The sequence below is a fragment of the Bacteroides sp. 1001136B_160425_E2 genome, assembly GCF_015559655.1.
GTDB classification, from domain to species: domain Bacteria; phylum Bacteroidota; class Bacteroidia; order Bacteroidales; family Bacteroidaceae; genus Bacteroides; species Bacteroides luhongzhouii.
Genome location: NZ_JADMQH010000003.1, coordinates 181,041 through 199,255, shown reverse-complemented (window position 1 = coordinate 199,255; position 18,215 = coordinate 181,041). Strand labels below are relative to the sequence as shown.

The 18,215-nt window shown below is 42.6% G+C and carries 6 protein-coding genes; 1 reads left to right on the top strand and 5 read right to left on the bottom strand.

Annotation, left to right across the window (positions count from 1 at the left end; translation table 11 throughout):
- Nucleotides 1-77: 77 nt before the first annotated feature.
- The 5 genes from I2I04_RS04085 to I2I04_RS04065 all read right to left on the bottom strand — a co-directional run bounded on the left by I2I04_RS04085 (nt 78) and on the right by I2I04_RS04065 (nt 14,814).
- Complete coding sequence (locus I2I04_RS04085) at nt 78-4,259, bottom strand: alpha-L-fucosidase (RefSeq protein ID WP_195654380.1); 4,182 nt, start codon at nt 4,257-4,259, stop codon at nt 78-80.
- Between the two features lie 11 nt (nt 4,260-4,270).
- Nucleotides 4,271-6,523, bottom strand: coding sequence for a glycosyl hydrolase family 95 catalytic domain-containing protein (locus tag I2I04_RS04080; RefSeq protein ID WP_195654379.1), 2,253 nt, complete (start codon nt 6,521-6,523; stop codon nt 4,271-4,273).
- A gap of 16 nt (nt 6,524-6,539) precedes the next feature.
- Entirely contained in the window at nt 6,540-8,198 is a 1,659-nt protein-coding gene (locus I2I04_RS04075) for a DUF4091 domain-containing protein (RefSeq protein ID WP_317192939.1), read from the bottom strand.
- 71 nt (nt 8,199-8,269) lie between these two features.
- Entirely contained in the window at nt 8,270-10,147 is a 1,878-nt protein-coding gene (locus I2I04_RS04070) for an alpha-L-fucosidase (protein WP_195654377.1), read from the bottom strand.
- 632 nt (nt 10,148-10,779) lie between these two features.
- Nucleotides 10,780-14,814, bottom strand: coding sequence for a two-component regulator propeller domain-containing protein (locus I2I04_RS04065; RefSeq protein WP_195654376.1), 4,035 nt, complete (start codon nt 14,812-14,814; stop codon nt 10,780-10,782).
- A gap of 272 nt (nt 14,815-15,086) precedes the next feature.
- Between I2I04_RS04065 and I2I04_RS04060 the strand changes: the two genes are divergently transcribed.
- The gene (locus tag I2I04_RS04060) at nt 15,087-18,203 is read left to right on the top strand and encodes a SusC/RagA family TonB-linked outer membrane protein (protein ID WP_185911629.1); all 3,117 of its coding nucleotides are present in this window, start codon (nt 15,087-15,089) and stop codon (nt 18,201-18,203) included.
- The last annotated feature ends 12 nt before the right edge of the window (nt 18,204-18,215 follow it).

Here is an 18,215-nt window from a genome sequence, read left to right as displayed (position 1 = left end):
GTATTTATCCATCATTCCTATTATTGTCTAAATTCTACAGATATTCCGTACATTTTATCAATGTACCTGCAACTGAACTATTGTATTGGCTTTAAGGTTATATAACAGGGACGAAATAGTTCAGTTGCAGAAATCTCTTCTCCCTGAATTCTGATATCAAATTCACCAGCAGGTAATGTCACTATACCTACCGTTTCCGTTATGCAATTACCATTACTGACTTTCTTTACCAGCTTTTTGCCCGCTAAGGTAATCGAATAAACTCCGGCAGCTCCGCTGCTTGCCTTGCGAATTTCCTTTCCGGCATCACCTTCCACTAATTCATCCGCATATTGGGGTGCGGGAGCTACATAGGTAATACTCACTTCAAAAATCGTTGGCTTATCCAAACGAACTGGCCAAACAACCGCATCCTCCCGTCTCTTCATATTCTGCACGCATGTAGACTCCACTTCCTCACCACCATAGCGGGCACCACCCTCCAAACGAGCATCAAATGTACGTAACTTATCCACTTGCTGTGTATACGAAATACGACGACGAGTATCTGCTTTCAACTCTCCTTCACATTCGAGAACGACCACTGCATCAACCGTATCAGGACAAAGGACCGGTACATCAATCATTATATCTTTTCCCATTCGTGCCACTTTCAATTTTCGTTGCGGATTACTCTGCAAATAAGCACTCTTTACCTCCGTCAACAAACCACCTACACAAAGCTTCCCATCACGAGGCCAATCGAAGACATGCAAAAACAACTTATTCTCCTTACAGGTAGATTCTCCCCAAGACTGTACCGCTAACGGAGTAGCCTTCGTTCCACGGATAGAAGCCTCTCCATTCACTTTCCACCAAGCTGCTATCTGTTTCAGAATATCCAGATCCGGAGCACTGAACTTTCCGGTTCCCATCGGACCAATATTCATCAGAATATTTCCTCCGCGTGCTACCGCCTTCGCCATCAAACGAACAAAGAAAGAAGCCGGTTTGTACTCCTGATCGTTTTCATTGTAGGCGTAAGAATTGTTCGTAGTCGGAATGCCTTCCCAGTAACTATCTCCATAATGACTGAACTCGTAAGGACAATCCGCAGTGTTGTAATAGTCATACCTGTCGAATCCGGAAATGGCACGACCATTAATAATGATATCAGGAGATGCCTCACGCGTCGCTTCTACTATACGAATACACTCTTCTTGTGGTAATTTATGAGGTGTATCAAACCACATAATATCAGGATCATACATTGCAATCAATTCACGAATTTGCGGAATAGCCTTCTCATCTACATATTTCCGGGCAACAGGCAGGTAATCTTTTCTCGTCTCCCACCAGTTGCGCCCACCCAGCAACTTGTCACCTCCGGGATTGTCATAATCCCAGTCATTACCTACACCCTCTTTCTCACCCCAATCGAATGCATGTGAATAATAGAAACCAAACTTAATTCCTGCCTTACGACAAGCATCCCGCAAGTCTTTCATCGGATCACGTCCGAAAGGCGTTGCCTTCACAATATTATAATCACTCACTTTCGAATCGTACATCGCAAAACCGTCATGATGCTTCGACGTAATGATAAAATATCCCATTCCTGTTTCTTTGGCAATACGCACCCATTCTTCGGCGTCAAATTCTTGGGGATTGAACGTACCCGCCACCTTTTCTTTATAAACCTCTACCGGGATGCGAGCCATCCGCTGAATATGCTCACCATACCCGCCATACTTCTTTCCATTCCACGAACAACCCAAAGATGAATAGACTCCCCAATGAATAAACATACCGAAACGAGCCTGTTCGAACCATTGCATACGGCTATCCAGTTCTTTCTTATCAGGAATCAGACTGCTCAACGCAGAAGCACGGCGTTTTTCCATCGTAGGTGAAAAACGTTGCGTCGCACATTTACCACATTCTTTCCCTGATGGTAAAGTAATGTCAATAGCAACATCGCCAATCTCTACTTTTACCTGTTTCAGACGGACATTCATAGTCGGATCTGTTACCGAAACGGAATATTCTTCCCCAATACGTTCAATAAGCAAAACACAAGGTACAGACGTTTTCACAGGTAAACCACTCCATTGAACAGTTTCACCGGCTCTATAAAACACCGCTTCCAACACTTTCTCGTCAGCCGACTGCACCGCCTGTACCAATGTATCATTCCGAAGAATATCAAATGGATTCTCCTGTGGAGGAAGCCCCTCACCTGCATATACGACATAACCATACACACCATTCTCAACATTTCGTCCATGATCAATCCAAACTCGCAGCAAATCTGCCTGTACAGGAAGATTCTTCTTCCCTTTATTCACTAAATTCCTCTTTACCCATTCATTGGGCCTGGACTCACAAAGGAAAAAGGCTTTGGGACTAAGTTCAGACAACGGGGCATAAGCAAATCCTCCTTCCTGTAATACCCAAAGCGGCTTTCCCTTTTCTATCAACGAATGGATGCCGGAAGAAGGTTGCCATCTCTTTTTCCCATCATAGAGCGTTACTTTCCCCTGATGAGCCGTCTGTTCGATAGAAGTACGTATATTCCCTTCCTGTTCCGGTTGCAAATTAGTAACACCCGCACCAAGAGCAATCAGATAGTCACCTAACATAAAATAAGACTTATAAGCCTTTACACCGAAGGCCACCGGATTCTCCATTTTCACTTCCTTTTCTTTAGAAGTAGCATCCATCTTCTCGAAAAGATAACCCGCTACCGCATTCCCACCTCCATCAGTAGCTGCACCTGCAAAGTTATACTTGCTGCAAAATCCTCTCCAATTGGTGATCGGTTTCAACCGCCGTTCTCCCTCACGGGCAGTTACTCCGGGCATAGCAGTCAGATCCATCGCTCCGATAATCTTCCGGTACTCATCACCTTTACGTTGAAAAAGAGTAAGTCCATCGTTGGTATAAATATTAAACTCATCCGCAAAACTACAGGCACTCTCCAAACCATCACACCGACTGGATGCCATATTAACCATCATATAATAACCGGGAGTACGTTTTACCAAATCGTCATTATTATAGAACCAGCGTGTACCGTTATAACGACCTGCCGGATACCCTTCCATGCGGATATTATTTTGTTCCGCTTCTTTAATAAGTTGCTTCAGTTCCCGGAGTTCACCATCCGTAAATGAAGCAGGCCATCGTTCAACAGACGCTTTCAACATTTCATAATAAGGAATATGAGCCGGTTTTCCTTCATAATACACCATAGAATAACGGTCCAGACAGGGAGGAATATACCCTTTATAATAATAGAAAGTACTGCCTCGATAGAAATTAAGCAATGCTTCCACATTCTCTCGTGTCAGATTTTGCCCCCAAGGGGTATCCCGGAGTGTCCATAGCAGCTCCTGTGCACTGGATGCCCCATGAATCGGATATCCCCAAACCAGACATTGCAAGCCATGTCCCCATCCGGCTCCGTCGGCAGTAAAACCTTCGTTCCAAAATGCCTCATTATAAGTAGTCTGTGACACATTACTTAAACTCCGCTTTGCCACTTCAGCTATAACATCGATCATTGGGATAGAATCCATTAAAACAGCAGTTTCCAGTAGCGGACGATAAGCTAATGCATTTCCACCGACCCACCATACATGATGACGAAAACGTTCTACTCTCACAATATCCCGATCCATTTCATTATTACGCAATGGTTGTGTCCACGATTGCATAGCCAATGCTTTCAGCATCCGGCAAGCCGATTTACGCAGTGATTTTGTATCATCCGGCAGCTCCATCTGCCCGACCAAAGAGAAATAAATACCACAAGCTGCTTTTGGAATGGCAAAACAAGAAGCATGAAAACGGTCATTCGGTTGACGACGAACTTCAACATCTCCATATCTCAAAATAGACTTCCAGAAACGTTCGGGAATATCATTCACATTCGTTTGCCGGTAATGATTAGCTATCACCCACAATCGCCTTAAAGCATCTGCCAAATAAACACCTATATCCTGTTGATCCTGAAAAGAAACGGATGACAGCCAGTTGTTGTCATGGATCTTTTTTTCATAAGCAGCCAAATCTACAAACTGCCCTTCTTCACTAAGCTGTTTCAGATAGATATCCCATTTCCCAATATCATGGTTTATATCATAGGTATTTATATTCTGTGCGTAATAATCGCGCAAATTACGTATAGCTTTTACTTTATCAGAGGACTGTGCACATACAGTCAGACAAATAAGCAATACCAAAAATACCAGACAATTTCTTTTTTTATCTTTCATATTGTATTAATTTAATTTCCAAACACTATTGTCTCTCCCGGTTTCATCACCTTCTCCGTAATCTCACTGGTAAAAGGATTATCAAGTCTCATCCGACCGCCTTTTTCCGAAGTAACAGCAATAGAAGCCACTTCTCCATCGACGTACGAAGCCGAAACCAGAAAAGCTCCCATCGCCCGCAGGTTCCGGAAAGAAACATCTTTCCAGGAAGTAGGCAGAGCAGGAAATACTTTGATGACTCCCGTATGACTTTGAAGTAACATCTCCTGTATCGCTGCAGCACAAGCAAAATTTCCCTCCAGCGTAAACGGACGATAGGTATATTGTGAATAGCCACTACGGGTCTGATCTCCATTCACATGGAAACTATTGGGCGAACAAAAAGCGTTCATAAAAATATGCAAATTTCTCAAAGCTCCATTGCCATCTGCTACACGGGCTTTCATATTCGCCAACCAAGCATATGTATAACCTGTCCAGTAATCCGGACCAAGATCTTCCACATTTTTGATAGAACGTAAAATAAGATTAGTCGCTTTAATTCCCTGGCTGACATCAATAAGCCCAAAGGGATGGAACGACAACAGATGTGAGAAATGACGGTGAGATTCATCCATCGGTTTTCCGGGAGCTATCAGCAATCCGCTCTCATCTACAGCTTCATCCGGCCATTCATCCAACTGCCGGGCATAATGAGCCGCTTCATCCATCAACCCCAAAGCTTCCGCCATTTCTTTGGCAACCGTGTAAGTAATCCGGATATTAGCCAAGTCATAATTAGTAGTATTCATAAACCAGGCATCTATCCGGTTATCATTGATTTCGGGAGAGGAAGATAACGGTAACTTACGCTTACCTTGTTTGTCGTATATCGAAACATTTTCAAAGAAACGTGCCACCTCTTTCACCCAAGGATAAGCCCGTTCTTTCAGGAACTGCGAGTCCATGCCATACTTCCATTGCTGGTAAAAATGATAAGATAGCCATCCGGCCGTAGTAGGTGAATGAGAATACGGATTCCACCCACCGATAGGTTGACCTGTCAGAGTGGCAATGCATGGCACATTCAGTCCTTCTACCTGAAAAAACTGACGGGTAAACTGTTCCGAATTTTCTTTAATTTTCCACAGCCAATCTGTAAATACGGCAGACTCTTCCAAGTGATTAGCTGTATATCCCGCCCAATAACTTAATTGTGTGTTCAGGTCACTGTGAAAATCTCCTCTCCATGGTGGAGTCTGTCCATTATCCGCTGTCCATATTGCTTGCAGACAGATAGGAGGTGCCTTCCTACGGGAAGCTGCACCAAACTTATACATTTCCAGGTACCATTGTCTCTCCAACAGTGTATCCGGCAGGCTGACAGATGATTGTTTCCAATATTGTTCCCACCAGTTTTGATGAGAAGCCAATGCTTCATCAAAACTAATATCCAAATGATCCACCGTACCAATATCTTCCGAATACCATGTACCTTTAGAGGTCACATAATATCCGCCTTCCAACACTCCGGTATGTGGTCGCTCCCATTGCACACCAATTTCATAAGAAACATCTCCCCATGCTTGTTGCCGATAAAGTAATCTTCCGGGAGCGGGAGAAATGATAGTACCCGATTGATACCCCAATGCCGACAAGTCATTTACACCGGGCTGATGATCAGACTCTGTAATATGTCCCTGATAAAGTGGAGCTAATAATTCAGGAGAAAGAGTATCCGGCAGATTTTCAAAACGGAAACGTCCCCCGTTTCCCTCCGCAGGAATAAAAAAACGAGCTTGCACATCATTCTCCCAAAGAATAGTACATACCGCAGTTGCTACATCCAGCGCCACTTTCTTTACTTTACCCAATTTATGAATATCAAATTCCAAAGCTCCGGCAGGAATTTTAGTAGGAGCAGGATCATTAGCTGTCCGGTCATCAATCAATGCGTATACAGGTCGCATATCTTTTTTACGAACCTGGTCACAAATAAACCGATAGGTATGGTCAGGCGATTTAAATGCCTCCACCGGACGTAAATCCCAAAGATCAGCACGGTCGATAGCCAACCGGAGTTTACCATCTTTCTGCCAGAGTAATCCTCCTGTCAGACCATTACCTAAAGGAATAGCCTCATCCCAACGTTGAGGCAGCTCTGTCAGATTCAGACCATGGCAAGATTGAGGCAGTTTGCTCTCCTCTTCACTGCTTGTGCAAGAAGTAAACAATCCCATCCATAGAGTCACTGTAAACAGTATATACTTTACATCCACCATCATTCTTCAATCAAACTATTTAAAAAGTATTAAGTAGATTTCTACCGTTACGAACCATTTGTGACGCATTTTGCCCATTCAACTTTTCGGGCATGAAACCGGCCACTGTCTGATTCAGTTTTTTCAGTTTAGCCGCCTCGCCACTCTCTGCAAACTCCTTACGGAGTATTCTGATTTTTTCAGCATCCTGAATACCTTCCACCAAACGTTCCATCCGGATACTACTGCTCCCGGGATATACCAGATAACAGTCTCCGGCTGCCCAAGAACGGAAACGGGAATCATGAAGCGGATCTTTCGTCCAACTGTTGTATGCCCATCTCAAATAACCATCATATCCTCCGGCAACAGCATGCCACATCAGCCAACTGGCTTCAGCCGGTTCGGAGAAAGTAAAAGTGTTGGGATAGGCTTCAATACAGCAAGTATATACAGTAGAGAGCTTTCCACTCCTCCTCCGCTCTTCCCTTACCGAGTCCGGTAACGTATGTCCGTATGCCAGACAAAGATCATACATTTTCGGTTCTATCTCCGGATAATAGTCTCCGGCACCGGAAACTTTATATCCGGCATCAGCACGAAATATCAAATCGAACGCTTTCTGCATCATACTTTTTTCCCGCTCATCCATAGCAATAGTCGTTTTCTCGAACCACCCCTTCTGGCGTAGATGCCCTGCAAAATCCTTTAAAAAACTAAACCAATAGTCTTCATAAGCAGCCTCACCGGGCTTGGCTTCTACAAAGCGAATACGATTGGTAGCCTGATCGTAATAATCAAACTTCAAGGCCCACGGAACCAATGTATAGCAATTAATCTGACGATCAATACCCAAACTCATCATAAACTCTACCCAACGGTCGAATACGGTATAGTCATACACCCAGCTCCCGTCTATTTTCTTCATACGGAATACCATACTGTCAAAAGGATCTTCTGTCTGTCCCGCCCATGGATGATGCATCACCGAAGCTGTGATAACTTTCTGCCCGGCATTTGCCAACTGCTGCATCAAGGGTTTCATAATATCGAAATGCTGCCGGCTCCACAAAGGAACATTATAATAGCGTGCCACAGCATACGGGTTCTGCCATAAGTCAAGATGAAAAACCCATTGAGCAGGGTCAGGCAATATTCTTTTTTGTACATTGATTCTCATCGGAAGGCACATATCGGCAAAGTTCTCTCCGGAGACAGTCAATGCTCCCTTATAAACTCCACTGGGAATATCTTGCGGCACCCATATATTTACCCATAGAGGTTGCGTACACTGCGCCTCAATATCCAGTGATTTACGGACTTCAAGCACATCCGCAACGAGAGAAGAATCCCAGTCAGCCTTATTGGGACGGTCACTGCAGCCGCTTTTGCGATCCTTATTCAATTCGTCCGTCCAAACATAACCGACAAAACTAGCAGTAGTTGCTGAAGCAGGAATTACATTTTTCCCGCATTTCAAGTCGCTAACAGTTATACGGACATTCTTTAAAGATTGCTTTGTCCACAATACGGCTTGTGCATTGACACGTTCACCTTTCCATGCATTGGTTTCCCATTGCTTGTTTCCTTGCCATACCGGAACTTCATTACGGGGATAACGCACATCGGTACTTCCCCACTGCAAAATCAAATCCTGTGTCTGCCGTTGTTGCGCCCCTATAGAAGAGACAACTAACATCAGTAGTGACAGACTCGCTAAGAAATTCTTATTCATAGTGTTTTATCTCTTGGTATTATATATCATCAATTTTACTCAAGGAACAACCAGTTCAGTCCAAACAATTCTTTCCGGGGAGCAACCGCAGGACGGACATGGATGGTATAAATTCCGGCATGTGGAAATTTAATCTTGCCCAAATGACGGGTATAGAATTCCTCAAACCCTTTAGGCCCTGCTAAAGTCTTTGCTTCAATCACTCCCGCACCTTCCACTTCAACCCGATAAGGCTGACCTGCCGAAAGCGAATCACAAGAATAACAGATAGTCAACTCTCTTTCACTTTTTTCGGGAATATACACTTTCCAAGAGGCACGACTATTCATAGAGTTCCATTTACGAATACTAGTCGGAGAAATATAGCCGACACCAGTGACATCCGTCCCTATAGCACGTTCCACTCCTCCTGTCAAAACGGCTTTCGCCTGTCCCATCTGAATACCTCCGAAATTAATTTCACCACAGAAGCCATTTTCAACCTGCACCCCTCCTTCAACTTCCAATTCAACAACCGAATCATAGCCAACCGGCTCACGTACAGGTCCCTGCACATGGAGTAATAATCCTTTCTGAACAAATGTGATTTTTTGATCTCCCAAAGAAGGAATACGTGCTTTCAGCACTTTGTTTTTCAGTCCATTGACCCGGATTATTCCATCCGAAGGCCACTCAAAAACATGTAAATAGACTTTCGTTTTGTCTCCTTCAGCACGTTGGGTTATAAGCCCCCAATCTTGTGAATCTTCTGCAAAAGGAGAAGGATAGGTACCATGAAACCCGACTTTATTCTTATGTATCATTTCTCCAATTTCACGTATTCGGGTTTTAATTTCCGGGGGAATAGAACCGTCGGCACGGGGACCAATATTCAACATAACATTTCCTCCTTTATATATCCCTTTCACAATCTCACGGACAAAGTAAGTAGTAGAACGCCAGTTCTGATCATCACGGTTATATCCCCAAGTGTGGTTAAAGGTAGCTGCTGTTTCCCAAGTATGCCCCAACGGTCGATCAGGGAACTGATTATCTCCCATCGTTTGGAAGTCTACTCCATCATCACCCACTTCATGAATTCCCAAACGAGTATTCACCAGCACTGTAGGGTCTAATTGGCGAATCATGGCAAGCATATCACGCATCTGTTTTTCCGTCATCTGTCCCTCGGCAACAGGATCCGCACGCCAACAGTCAAACCAGAATAGTTTTACGCCATAATCTTTGACTAACTCGGCTACTTGCGGCATTGCTTTCTCACGCCAGTATTTATCATAAGCTTCGTCAGTAGGTAGTTGCCGATAAGGTGCATCAACCTCTCCACGTCCGGCTGCAATCCTGTCAAAATCAGGTTTCTGTTCATCTGCATAATCCCAGTCATTATTACGTCCGTTCATATCTCCCCAATCCAGCCATTGAGAATAATAAGCACACAAAATAATGCCATGTTTTTCACACTTTTCCTTCAGGCACTTCAATACATCAAAATGAGTACCAGATAAGTTTCCATAAGTATAATCACTTACTTTGGAGTTCCAAAAAGCGACTCCATCATGATGTTTTGTCACAAAAGTTAGATACTTGAATCCTCCCTCTTTGGTAGCAATCACCCAGTCTTCTATCTCTTTTTCGGAGATAGGCATACGTTTCGCCATCTTGTCCCAGTCAGCCTTCTGCACTTTATTATGACAGCGGATCCATTCGGCATATTCCGAGTTCCTCACCTTCTCGCCATAAAAGCGACCGGATGCCGGAGTACACAATGACCAATGGATCATTATACCGAGCCGCGCTTCTTCAAACCACCTGACTCTCTCTTTTTGTGTACGGGGCAGAACTTCTTTTTCGGAAGTTTGCTTGCTGCAACTCAAAAGTAACAGACTTGCAACAAGTATAAACCAGATTCTATTCATAACTACTTTCTTTTATATTAGATTTCGTTACAAAAGTAGGTTATGAAAGAGTTTTCATGTGACCGAAAGCGTACAATACAGGGTAACTCTGCGTACAAAACAACGCATTTCTTCTCACCTTTTTCTTAAATGAACGCTAAACTATCCGGAAGACTTGACAAACGCTTTTTTCTGTTGTATATTTGTAGACATAACGTATAATTTAAAGCTTAACATGGAAGACATAAATCTATATAAAAATCTATACCCTACTTTTGAAAAGTATAATATTACAACAATTCGCTTAACTGATTCTTGTAAAAGCTAGAACATAAATAATTCTCTGAAGGCCTAAGGCTGCAAACTTTTATGGGGTTTGCAGCTTTTTTTGTTGCATAAAATTAAGTAGAAACTACTAAAACGGTAGATGAGAGTTTATAATAAACTCCAGACCCGTTTATAATAAACGATGAAGTTTTTTATTATAAACTAAAAAAGAGTCTGTGCATAAATGGTAAACTATTTTCAACAGACAAGAAAGACAAGAAAACAAATGAATGATTTCAGCTGGAATAAACAGTAAATATTGGATACAAATATATCATTCATAAATTTGGAATGTTAATAACACACCTTGTTATCTGCTTCAACAATCACTCTTCGTCTTTTTCGCCTTGCTCTTCGTCTTCTTTCGCCTTATTCCTATATCCTAAAGGACTTACTCCGTAAGCTTCCTTGAAACAACGGCCAAAATAACGTGGTGAGCTGAATCCGGTCTTATCGGAGATTTCCGAGATACTTAACGTCAGGTCACTTCTCAACAAAAAAGCGGCCCGTTTCAGGCGAACGGTAGAAAGGAACTCATTAGGTGTCTGTCCTGTGATACCTTTTATTTTCTGAAAAAAGTAGGTGCGGGACATACATAACTCACGAATCAGCTCACTCAAACTAAATTCAGAGTTATCCATGTTCCGTTCGATAATTTCCATCGTACGTTCCAGTAAATCTTCGTCCATAGGATTAGTAGCCAGTATCCGCGCAGGCGCTTGTGGTTGCTTGCTGAATTTCTCCTGTAAGATACGCCGGCTGTTTACCAGGTTATTACAACGGGAGATAAGCAGACTGGTATGGAAAGGTTTCGTTATATAATCATCCGCACCGGTACGCAGCCCCTCCAATGTATGCTCAATCGCAGTGCGGGCCGTAAGAAGTACCACAGGAATATGACAGGTGGCAAAATCTGATTTTATCTCCTTGCACAATTCGGTTCCCGTCATTCGGGGCATCACTACATCGCTAAGAATAATATCCGGCTGTTCCTCCCTGCCTTTCTGCAACCCTTCTTCTCCGTCAGCGGCAGTCAATACTTCGTAATAGGGTGAGAATAACCCTGCCAGCATTTCACGCAACGAATCATTATCTTCCACAATCAGCATTTTAGCTCCTCTGATACGTTCTTTTACCGGTTCTTCTTCCTGTTCCTCCTGCCCTGTGATAAGAAACGCATCTGTTTTTGCTGCCACCACTTCATTTTTTGTCATTTCGTCCAGCTGTTCATCAGTGAAATGCTCTTTACCCAATTTTAATGTAAGAGTAAATACAGTTTCCTCATCGGGAATACTGTTTGCAGTCAAGGTTCCATGATGAAGTTCCGCCAACCCTTTGCTCAAAGCCAGACCGATGCCAGTACCTTCAGATACAGTAGAGCTTTTCTCTACCTGATAAAAACGGGTGAAAATCTTCTCCAGTTCCTCCGACTCAATCCCCTTCCCACTGTTCCGCACTTCAACTACTGCTTCATCAACCTTTCTGTAGACATGAATCACAATTGCACCGGATTGAGGCGTATATTTAAAAGCATTAGAAAGTAAATTATTAATAATTTTCTGTATCTGCCGCGCATCGTACCATACTTCCAAATCTTCCTCTTCCTTCACGAAACGGAAATCAATCTGCCGGGTAGCCGCATATTCCGCATAAAGCAAATAATTTTCATATAAGAAATCAATCAAATTGTGCCTGCGGACTTTTATCTTCATGTGCCCTTGCTCTTGTTTGCGAAAATCGAGCAACTCTGAAATCAACTCCCGAAGCTGAATACCATTCTTATAGACATTCAGTAATTTATTATAAATGGAAGGAGCAAATGCCTGCATCTGCAACAATGTCTCCATCTGCCCTATAATGATTGTAAGCGGTGTACGGAATTCATGAGAAATATTCGTAAAGAAACGAAGTTTGGATTGGTTCATCTCCTCCACATCACGGATATGCTGCTGTTCATATTTCAATGATTCGCGAAGATGGAAACGCGTCTGATAAGTCCTGACTACATAATATAAAAGTCCGCCGGCAATTGCTATATAAATAAGATACGCCCATGTCGTTTTATAGAAAGGAGGCAACACACAAATATCCAGCCGGTAATCTGCCTGAAACGCTTTATTCTTACCAATTGATTTAATCAACAATGTATACTCTCCGGCAGGTAAATTAGTATAGGTAATTGTGTTCTGTCCTCGTGTGCTAGTCCAGTCCTTCGAAAAGCCATCTAACCGATAAACGATTTCATCTTTATTGGCCGGAAGATAATTGGATGCCGCAAACTCGAAACTGAATATCGAGTGATTACTTTTCAATACGATAGAAGAAGCATCGTAAAGAGAGACCGAAAGAATCCCCGAATTATCGCCTACATGAACTTCATTTCCATTCACCAACAACCGATCGGGAATAATCCGATAATGCTTGTAGACAATGTTCAGCTGTTTTTCATAGAAAGAAACCATACCATTCATTCCTCCCAGGAAAATTTCTCCATCCCTAGTCTGGCACAAAGAACCTTCATTCAAAGTAGTAAAAGGAAAGCCATTGGCATGATTATAGTTACTGAACATCCGGCTAACCGGATCAAAAATGCAAAACCCCTGATTGGTAGTCAATAAAAGACGTCCGTTTTGAGATTCACAAACAGAGTACACACAGTCACTCCCCAATCCATCCTGCCTGGATGTAAAGCGTTCAAAATCATTTGTTTCAGGACGATACAGATTCAGTCCTCCTCCCATCGTACTTAGCCAGATTCGCTGGTTCCTATCCTCTGCAATGCAGGTAACCATATTATCACTAATACTGTTTTTCTTATTCAGATCAAAAGAATAAAGTATAGACTCTTTAGTGTCCATATTGTAACAATACACACCTTTACCCTCCACCGCTATCCAGAGACTTCCTTTCGAATCAATCTTAAGATAATGCGCCAGCACATCAGTCAGCAAGGTAAAGGAAGCTGTTTCAGGATGGAAAAGATACACTCCGTCATAAGAGGCAATGACTAGTTTATCCTGATAACCTACGATACTCAATACCACATCCGATGCATGGTCCTCCTTATTCACATTATAGTGTAAGAAACGCCCGGTTCGCAAGTCCAATTTATTGAATCCTCCCTGATGGGTACCAACCCAGACAGAATTGCGTTGACGATCATAATACAGACACTTAACTTTGTTTTGTGAAAGACTGTTTATCCCTTCTATATGCCTGTACCACTTAAATTCTTTTGTCCGGCGATCATACAGATTCAATCCTCCTCCTTCCGTAGCAATCCAGAGTTGTCCTTCTTCTCCTTCAATAATAGTCCCTACAATGGGAGAGCTAAGCCCCTCGCATTCATTCTTAGACAATTTATAATGGGTATATATCTTATAATCGGGATTAAAATAGTTGACTCCTCCGAAATATGTACCTATCCAAAAGGTTCCCTGATGATCTTTGAGAATACTGAATATGGAAGAATCACTTAAGCTGCCGGGAGCATCCGTAGTAGTAAAATGAGTAAAGACTCCGGTTTTCTTATCCAGTTTATCCAGTCCTCGTTCAGTGCCTATCCAAAAATTCCCCTGTTCATCTTCACAAACATTGCGGACGGAATTGTCGGCAATACTGTTTATACTTCCCGCCTCCCTTTGATAATGGGTCATCTGCCCATTCTTGGAAATACGATATAAACCATTATCCCACATGCAAACCCATACATCTCCATTAGAATCCTGATAAAGATTATAGATATAAGTACCCGCAAAAAGATGTCGTTCCTCTTTACCCTCCGGATCCATGACATAGAGGCCATCGTTGTAAGAGCCAATCCAGAATCGTCCGGACTTATCCTTCAACAGACAATTAGGCAACACCTGTCCCGGAAAGTTACAATAGGATGTTTGTACTCCGGTCGTTTCCTCTCTTTCATATATCCTGCCATAGGTACCCATAAACAATTTGCCATCACAATAAGTAATAGCGGTCATCCACTCTTTCTGTTTATCGGAAATGTGAGTGAATGTTTCAGTCTTCATATCGAATTTACTGATTCCTTCTGTGGTAAGTACGTATATCAGCCCCTTTCCATTGCCGCAAATTCTTCTGACAGTACGTCCCAACAGAGTGGTCGGATTCCCTTTTTCCTCCTTATAGGTTTTAATGCGATTACCGTTATAAACATTCAGACCATCCCGGGTTCCAATCCAGATTTGTCCCCATTCGTCATTATAAAGTGCATATACGGTAAATTGCGAAAGTCCGTTATCGGTAGTCAAATAATTGAAAGACATATCCTGTGCATAAGCCGAAGGAAAAACGGCAAAGCTCAAAAGAAAAAATAGCCGGATTATTATCGTCTTGTTCCTCATATGGTGTATTCGTATCATTTAGTATTAGTTATAAAACACTATATCGTCCCGGTTCTGTATGCAAAATTAGTCTTCTTTCTGTATAATTCTCCGATTAAATTAGATATTTTAGGGCAAAATTGCAGATTTGTACGGAAAATGCCACTCGTTTGTACGGTAAGTAGAGACGGACGGACGATTAGTGACGAGATTTGCGTATCATTTTAATCGTAAATTTAATAATCATGAAAATGCATGTACCAGAAAGCAAACGAATCATGTCGTTATTGATCATGCTGCTAACTACATCTTTTATCTTCGCCCAAGTTACCGTCACAGGTAATGTTCGAGATGAAAGAGGGGATGAAGTCATTGGAGCCACCGTATTACTGGTCGGTAGCCAGCACGGAGTGATCACAGATGTTGACGGGAATTTCAAATTGAATATTCCCGATGCAAAAACAGCCGTTTTACAAATTTCGTATGTAGGCTATGAGACACAAAAAATTGCCCTTAAAGGCAAAACAAAAGTCAGTGTAACCTTGGCAGAAGTAGCCAATGCACTAAACGAAGTCATGGTAGTGGCATACGGTACGCAGAAGAAAGAGACACTAACAGGTGCTATCTCCTCCGTTAAAACCGACGGACTGCTCCGTTCTCCCAATGCAAGTATTGCAAGTTCACTAGCCGGACAGGTAACCGGATTATCTTCTGTCTCTACCAGCGGACAACCCGGAAAAGAAGATCCTTCTATTTATATCCGTGGAGTAGGATCGTTGACAGAAGGCGCTTCTTCTCCTCTTATATTAGTAGACGGGGTAGAACGTTCATTCTTCCAGATGGACCCGAATGAAATAGAAAGTGTTACAGTATTGAAGGACGCATCGGCGACAGCTGTATTCGGAGTACGTGGTGCCAATGGTGTTATCCTGGTAACCACCCGTCGTGGTCAGGAAGGTAAGGCAACAATCTCTATCACTTCTTCTGTCGGCGTCCAGCAACCTACCCGTATATTAAAGATGGCAGACAGTTACACCTACGCCACCTTATTTAATGAAATGAATGATAATGACGGGAAGAGCAAACATACCTTCGACGACTATGCGCTGGAACGCTTCCGTTTGGGTGACGACCCCATCATGTATCCCAATATAAACTGGAGAAAATATATCATGAAAAACTCGTCCATACAGACACAGCACAACCTGAACATAAGTGGAGGAACTGACCGCGTGCGTTACTTCATTTCCATGGGCTTTTTATGGCAGGACGGACTTTTCCGGCAATTTAAAGAATTGGATTACAATAATAATTATAGCTATACCCGATATAACTACCGGGGTAACCTCGACCTTGACATCACCAAGTCTACGTTACTGAAAGTCGGCTTAGGAGGTATCGTCGGTATCACTCACGAACCGAATGACCAGGATTATCCTTACGGATTATTCTCTCTTATCAATATGGCACAGCCATTCAACAGTCCGGGTGTTATAGATGGTAAACTTGTACTGACCGACCCGGGAAAATATGACGGCGTCCTGATGGACAACAATGCACTGGGACGTTACTACGGACAAGGATATGACCAGGCAACCAGCAATACCATGAATATGGACTTGCAATTAACCCAAAAGCTTGATTTCATCACGAAAGGATTATCCGTAGAAGCGAAAGGAGCCTATAACACTTATTATGTGTTTAAACAGAAACGTTATGGTTCGGTAGAAACCTATACTCCGTATTACCAATCGGCTTTGGAAAGTCCTGGACTTGATATGAATGATCCATCTTACAACAAAACGATTGTCTATCGTGTATCCGGTCAAAACAAACGCTTGAGTTACAGTGAAGATAATAACACAAGAGGACGTGACTGGTACTTTGAAGCAAGTCTGCGTTATAACCGTAAATTCGGCGAACACAATGTTGGCGGGCTCTTATTATATAACCAAAGCAAAAAATACTACCCCAAAACTTTCACGGAAGTACCGACTGCTTATGTAGGATTAGTGGGACGTCTGACTTATGATTATAAGTCCCGTTATGTGGGTGAATTCAATTTCGGATACAATGGTTCCGAGAACTTTGCACCGGAGAAACGTTTTGGTTTCTTCCCTTCCGGTTCTATCGGTTATGTGATTTCTGAAGAAGCATTCATGAAAAAACAGAAAGTAGTGGATTATTTGAAACTACGTGCTTCGATCGGCCTGGTAGGTAATGACAATATCAGTGACAACCGTTTCCTCTATCTATCCAATTCTTGGCTGGTAGACCAGTTACCCGGTGAAAAAGATTACTGGAACGCTTACAAGAATGGGTATAATTTCGGCTTTAATAATGGCAACATGATAAAAGGAGCGATTGAAAGCCGCATCGGTAATCCAAACGTAAGCTGGGAAACAGCCTTGAAGCAAAACTACGGTATTGATGTCAACTTCCTCAACAATCGTTTGAAGGTCAGTGCCGATATTTTCTTCGAAGACCGGAAAGATATCCTCATTAAAAGACAGACTATTCCTATCACCACCAATCTGACAAGTGACAACTTGCCGGTAGTCAATATGGGACGTGTCAAAAACCATGGATATGAAATAGACCTGAAATGGGAAGATCTCATTAAAGGCAAACTTCACTACTATATCAACGCCAATGTTTCCTATAATAGGAACAAGATTATCTTCCAGGATGAAGTGGAACCCAATGAACCCTACCAATGGAGAACCGGACAACCCGTCGGGACAATCTTCGGATACGTAGCAGACGGATTCTATAATGACAACGATTTCAAGGATGGCAAACTAAAAGAAGGACTCCCGAAACCAACCATGGATGTATCTCCGGGTGATGTGAAGTATACCGATTTGAACGGCGACGGTCTGATTACTGATGACGACCAACGTGCCATTGGTAATCCTACACGTCCTGCCTACACCTGGGGTTTGAACTATGGAGCGGACTATAAAGGCTTTTTCTTCTCCATGAACTGGACAGCCGCTACCGAGCGTTCACTGGTTCTTGACTATTTCTTCCGCAAACCATTCGGAAACAATGCCAACAATGCCCTGATGCAGTTCCATGCTGATAACCGCTGGACACCGGCAACAGCTGAAACAGCAACCGTGCCGCGTTTTGCCACCAAGTCAATGGACTACAACAGTTACACCTCTTCTTTATGGGTAAAAAACGGGAACTTCCTGAAATTGAAAACACTCACAATCGGATACAACTTCAAAGAACGGAAAGCACTCAAGAAACTGGGAATATCTCAATTAGGTATCAAATTTAGCGGATATAATTTGTTGACTTTCGACAGTTTCAAAATTATGGATCCGGAATGTACACCGGGGCTGACTGACTCTTATCCGATTATTAAAATCTATAATATAGGAATAAACTTAACTTTCTAAGCCATCTAAAAT

Coding starts and splice junctions, on each gene's coding strand:
- I2I04_RS04085 (WP_195654380.1), bottom strand. CDS start 4,259: ATGAAAGATAAAAAAAGAAATTGTCTGGTATTTTTGGTATTGCTTATT.
- I2I04_RS04080 (WP_195654379.1), bottom strand. CDS start 6,523: ATGATGGTGGATGTAAAGTATATACTGTTTACAGTGACTCTATGGATG.
- I2I04_RS04060 (WP_185911629.1), top strand. CDS start 15,087: ATGCTGCTAACTACATCTTTTATCTTCGCCCAAGTTACCGTCACAGGT.
- I2I04_RS04075 (WP_317192939.1), bottom strand. CDS start 8,198: ATGTTAGTTGTCTCTTCTATAGGGGCGCAACAACGGCAGACACAGGAT.
- I2I04_RS04070 (WP_195654377.1), bottom strand. CDS start 10,147: ATGAATAGAATCTGGTTTATACTTGTTGCAAGTCTGTTACTTTTGAGT.
- I2I04_RS04065 (WP_195654376.1), bottom strand. CDS start 14,814: ATGAGGAACAAGACGATAATAATCCGGCTATTTTTTCTTTTGAGCTTT.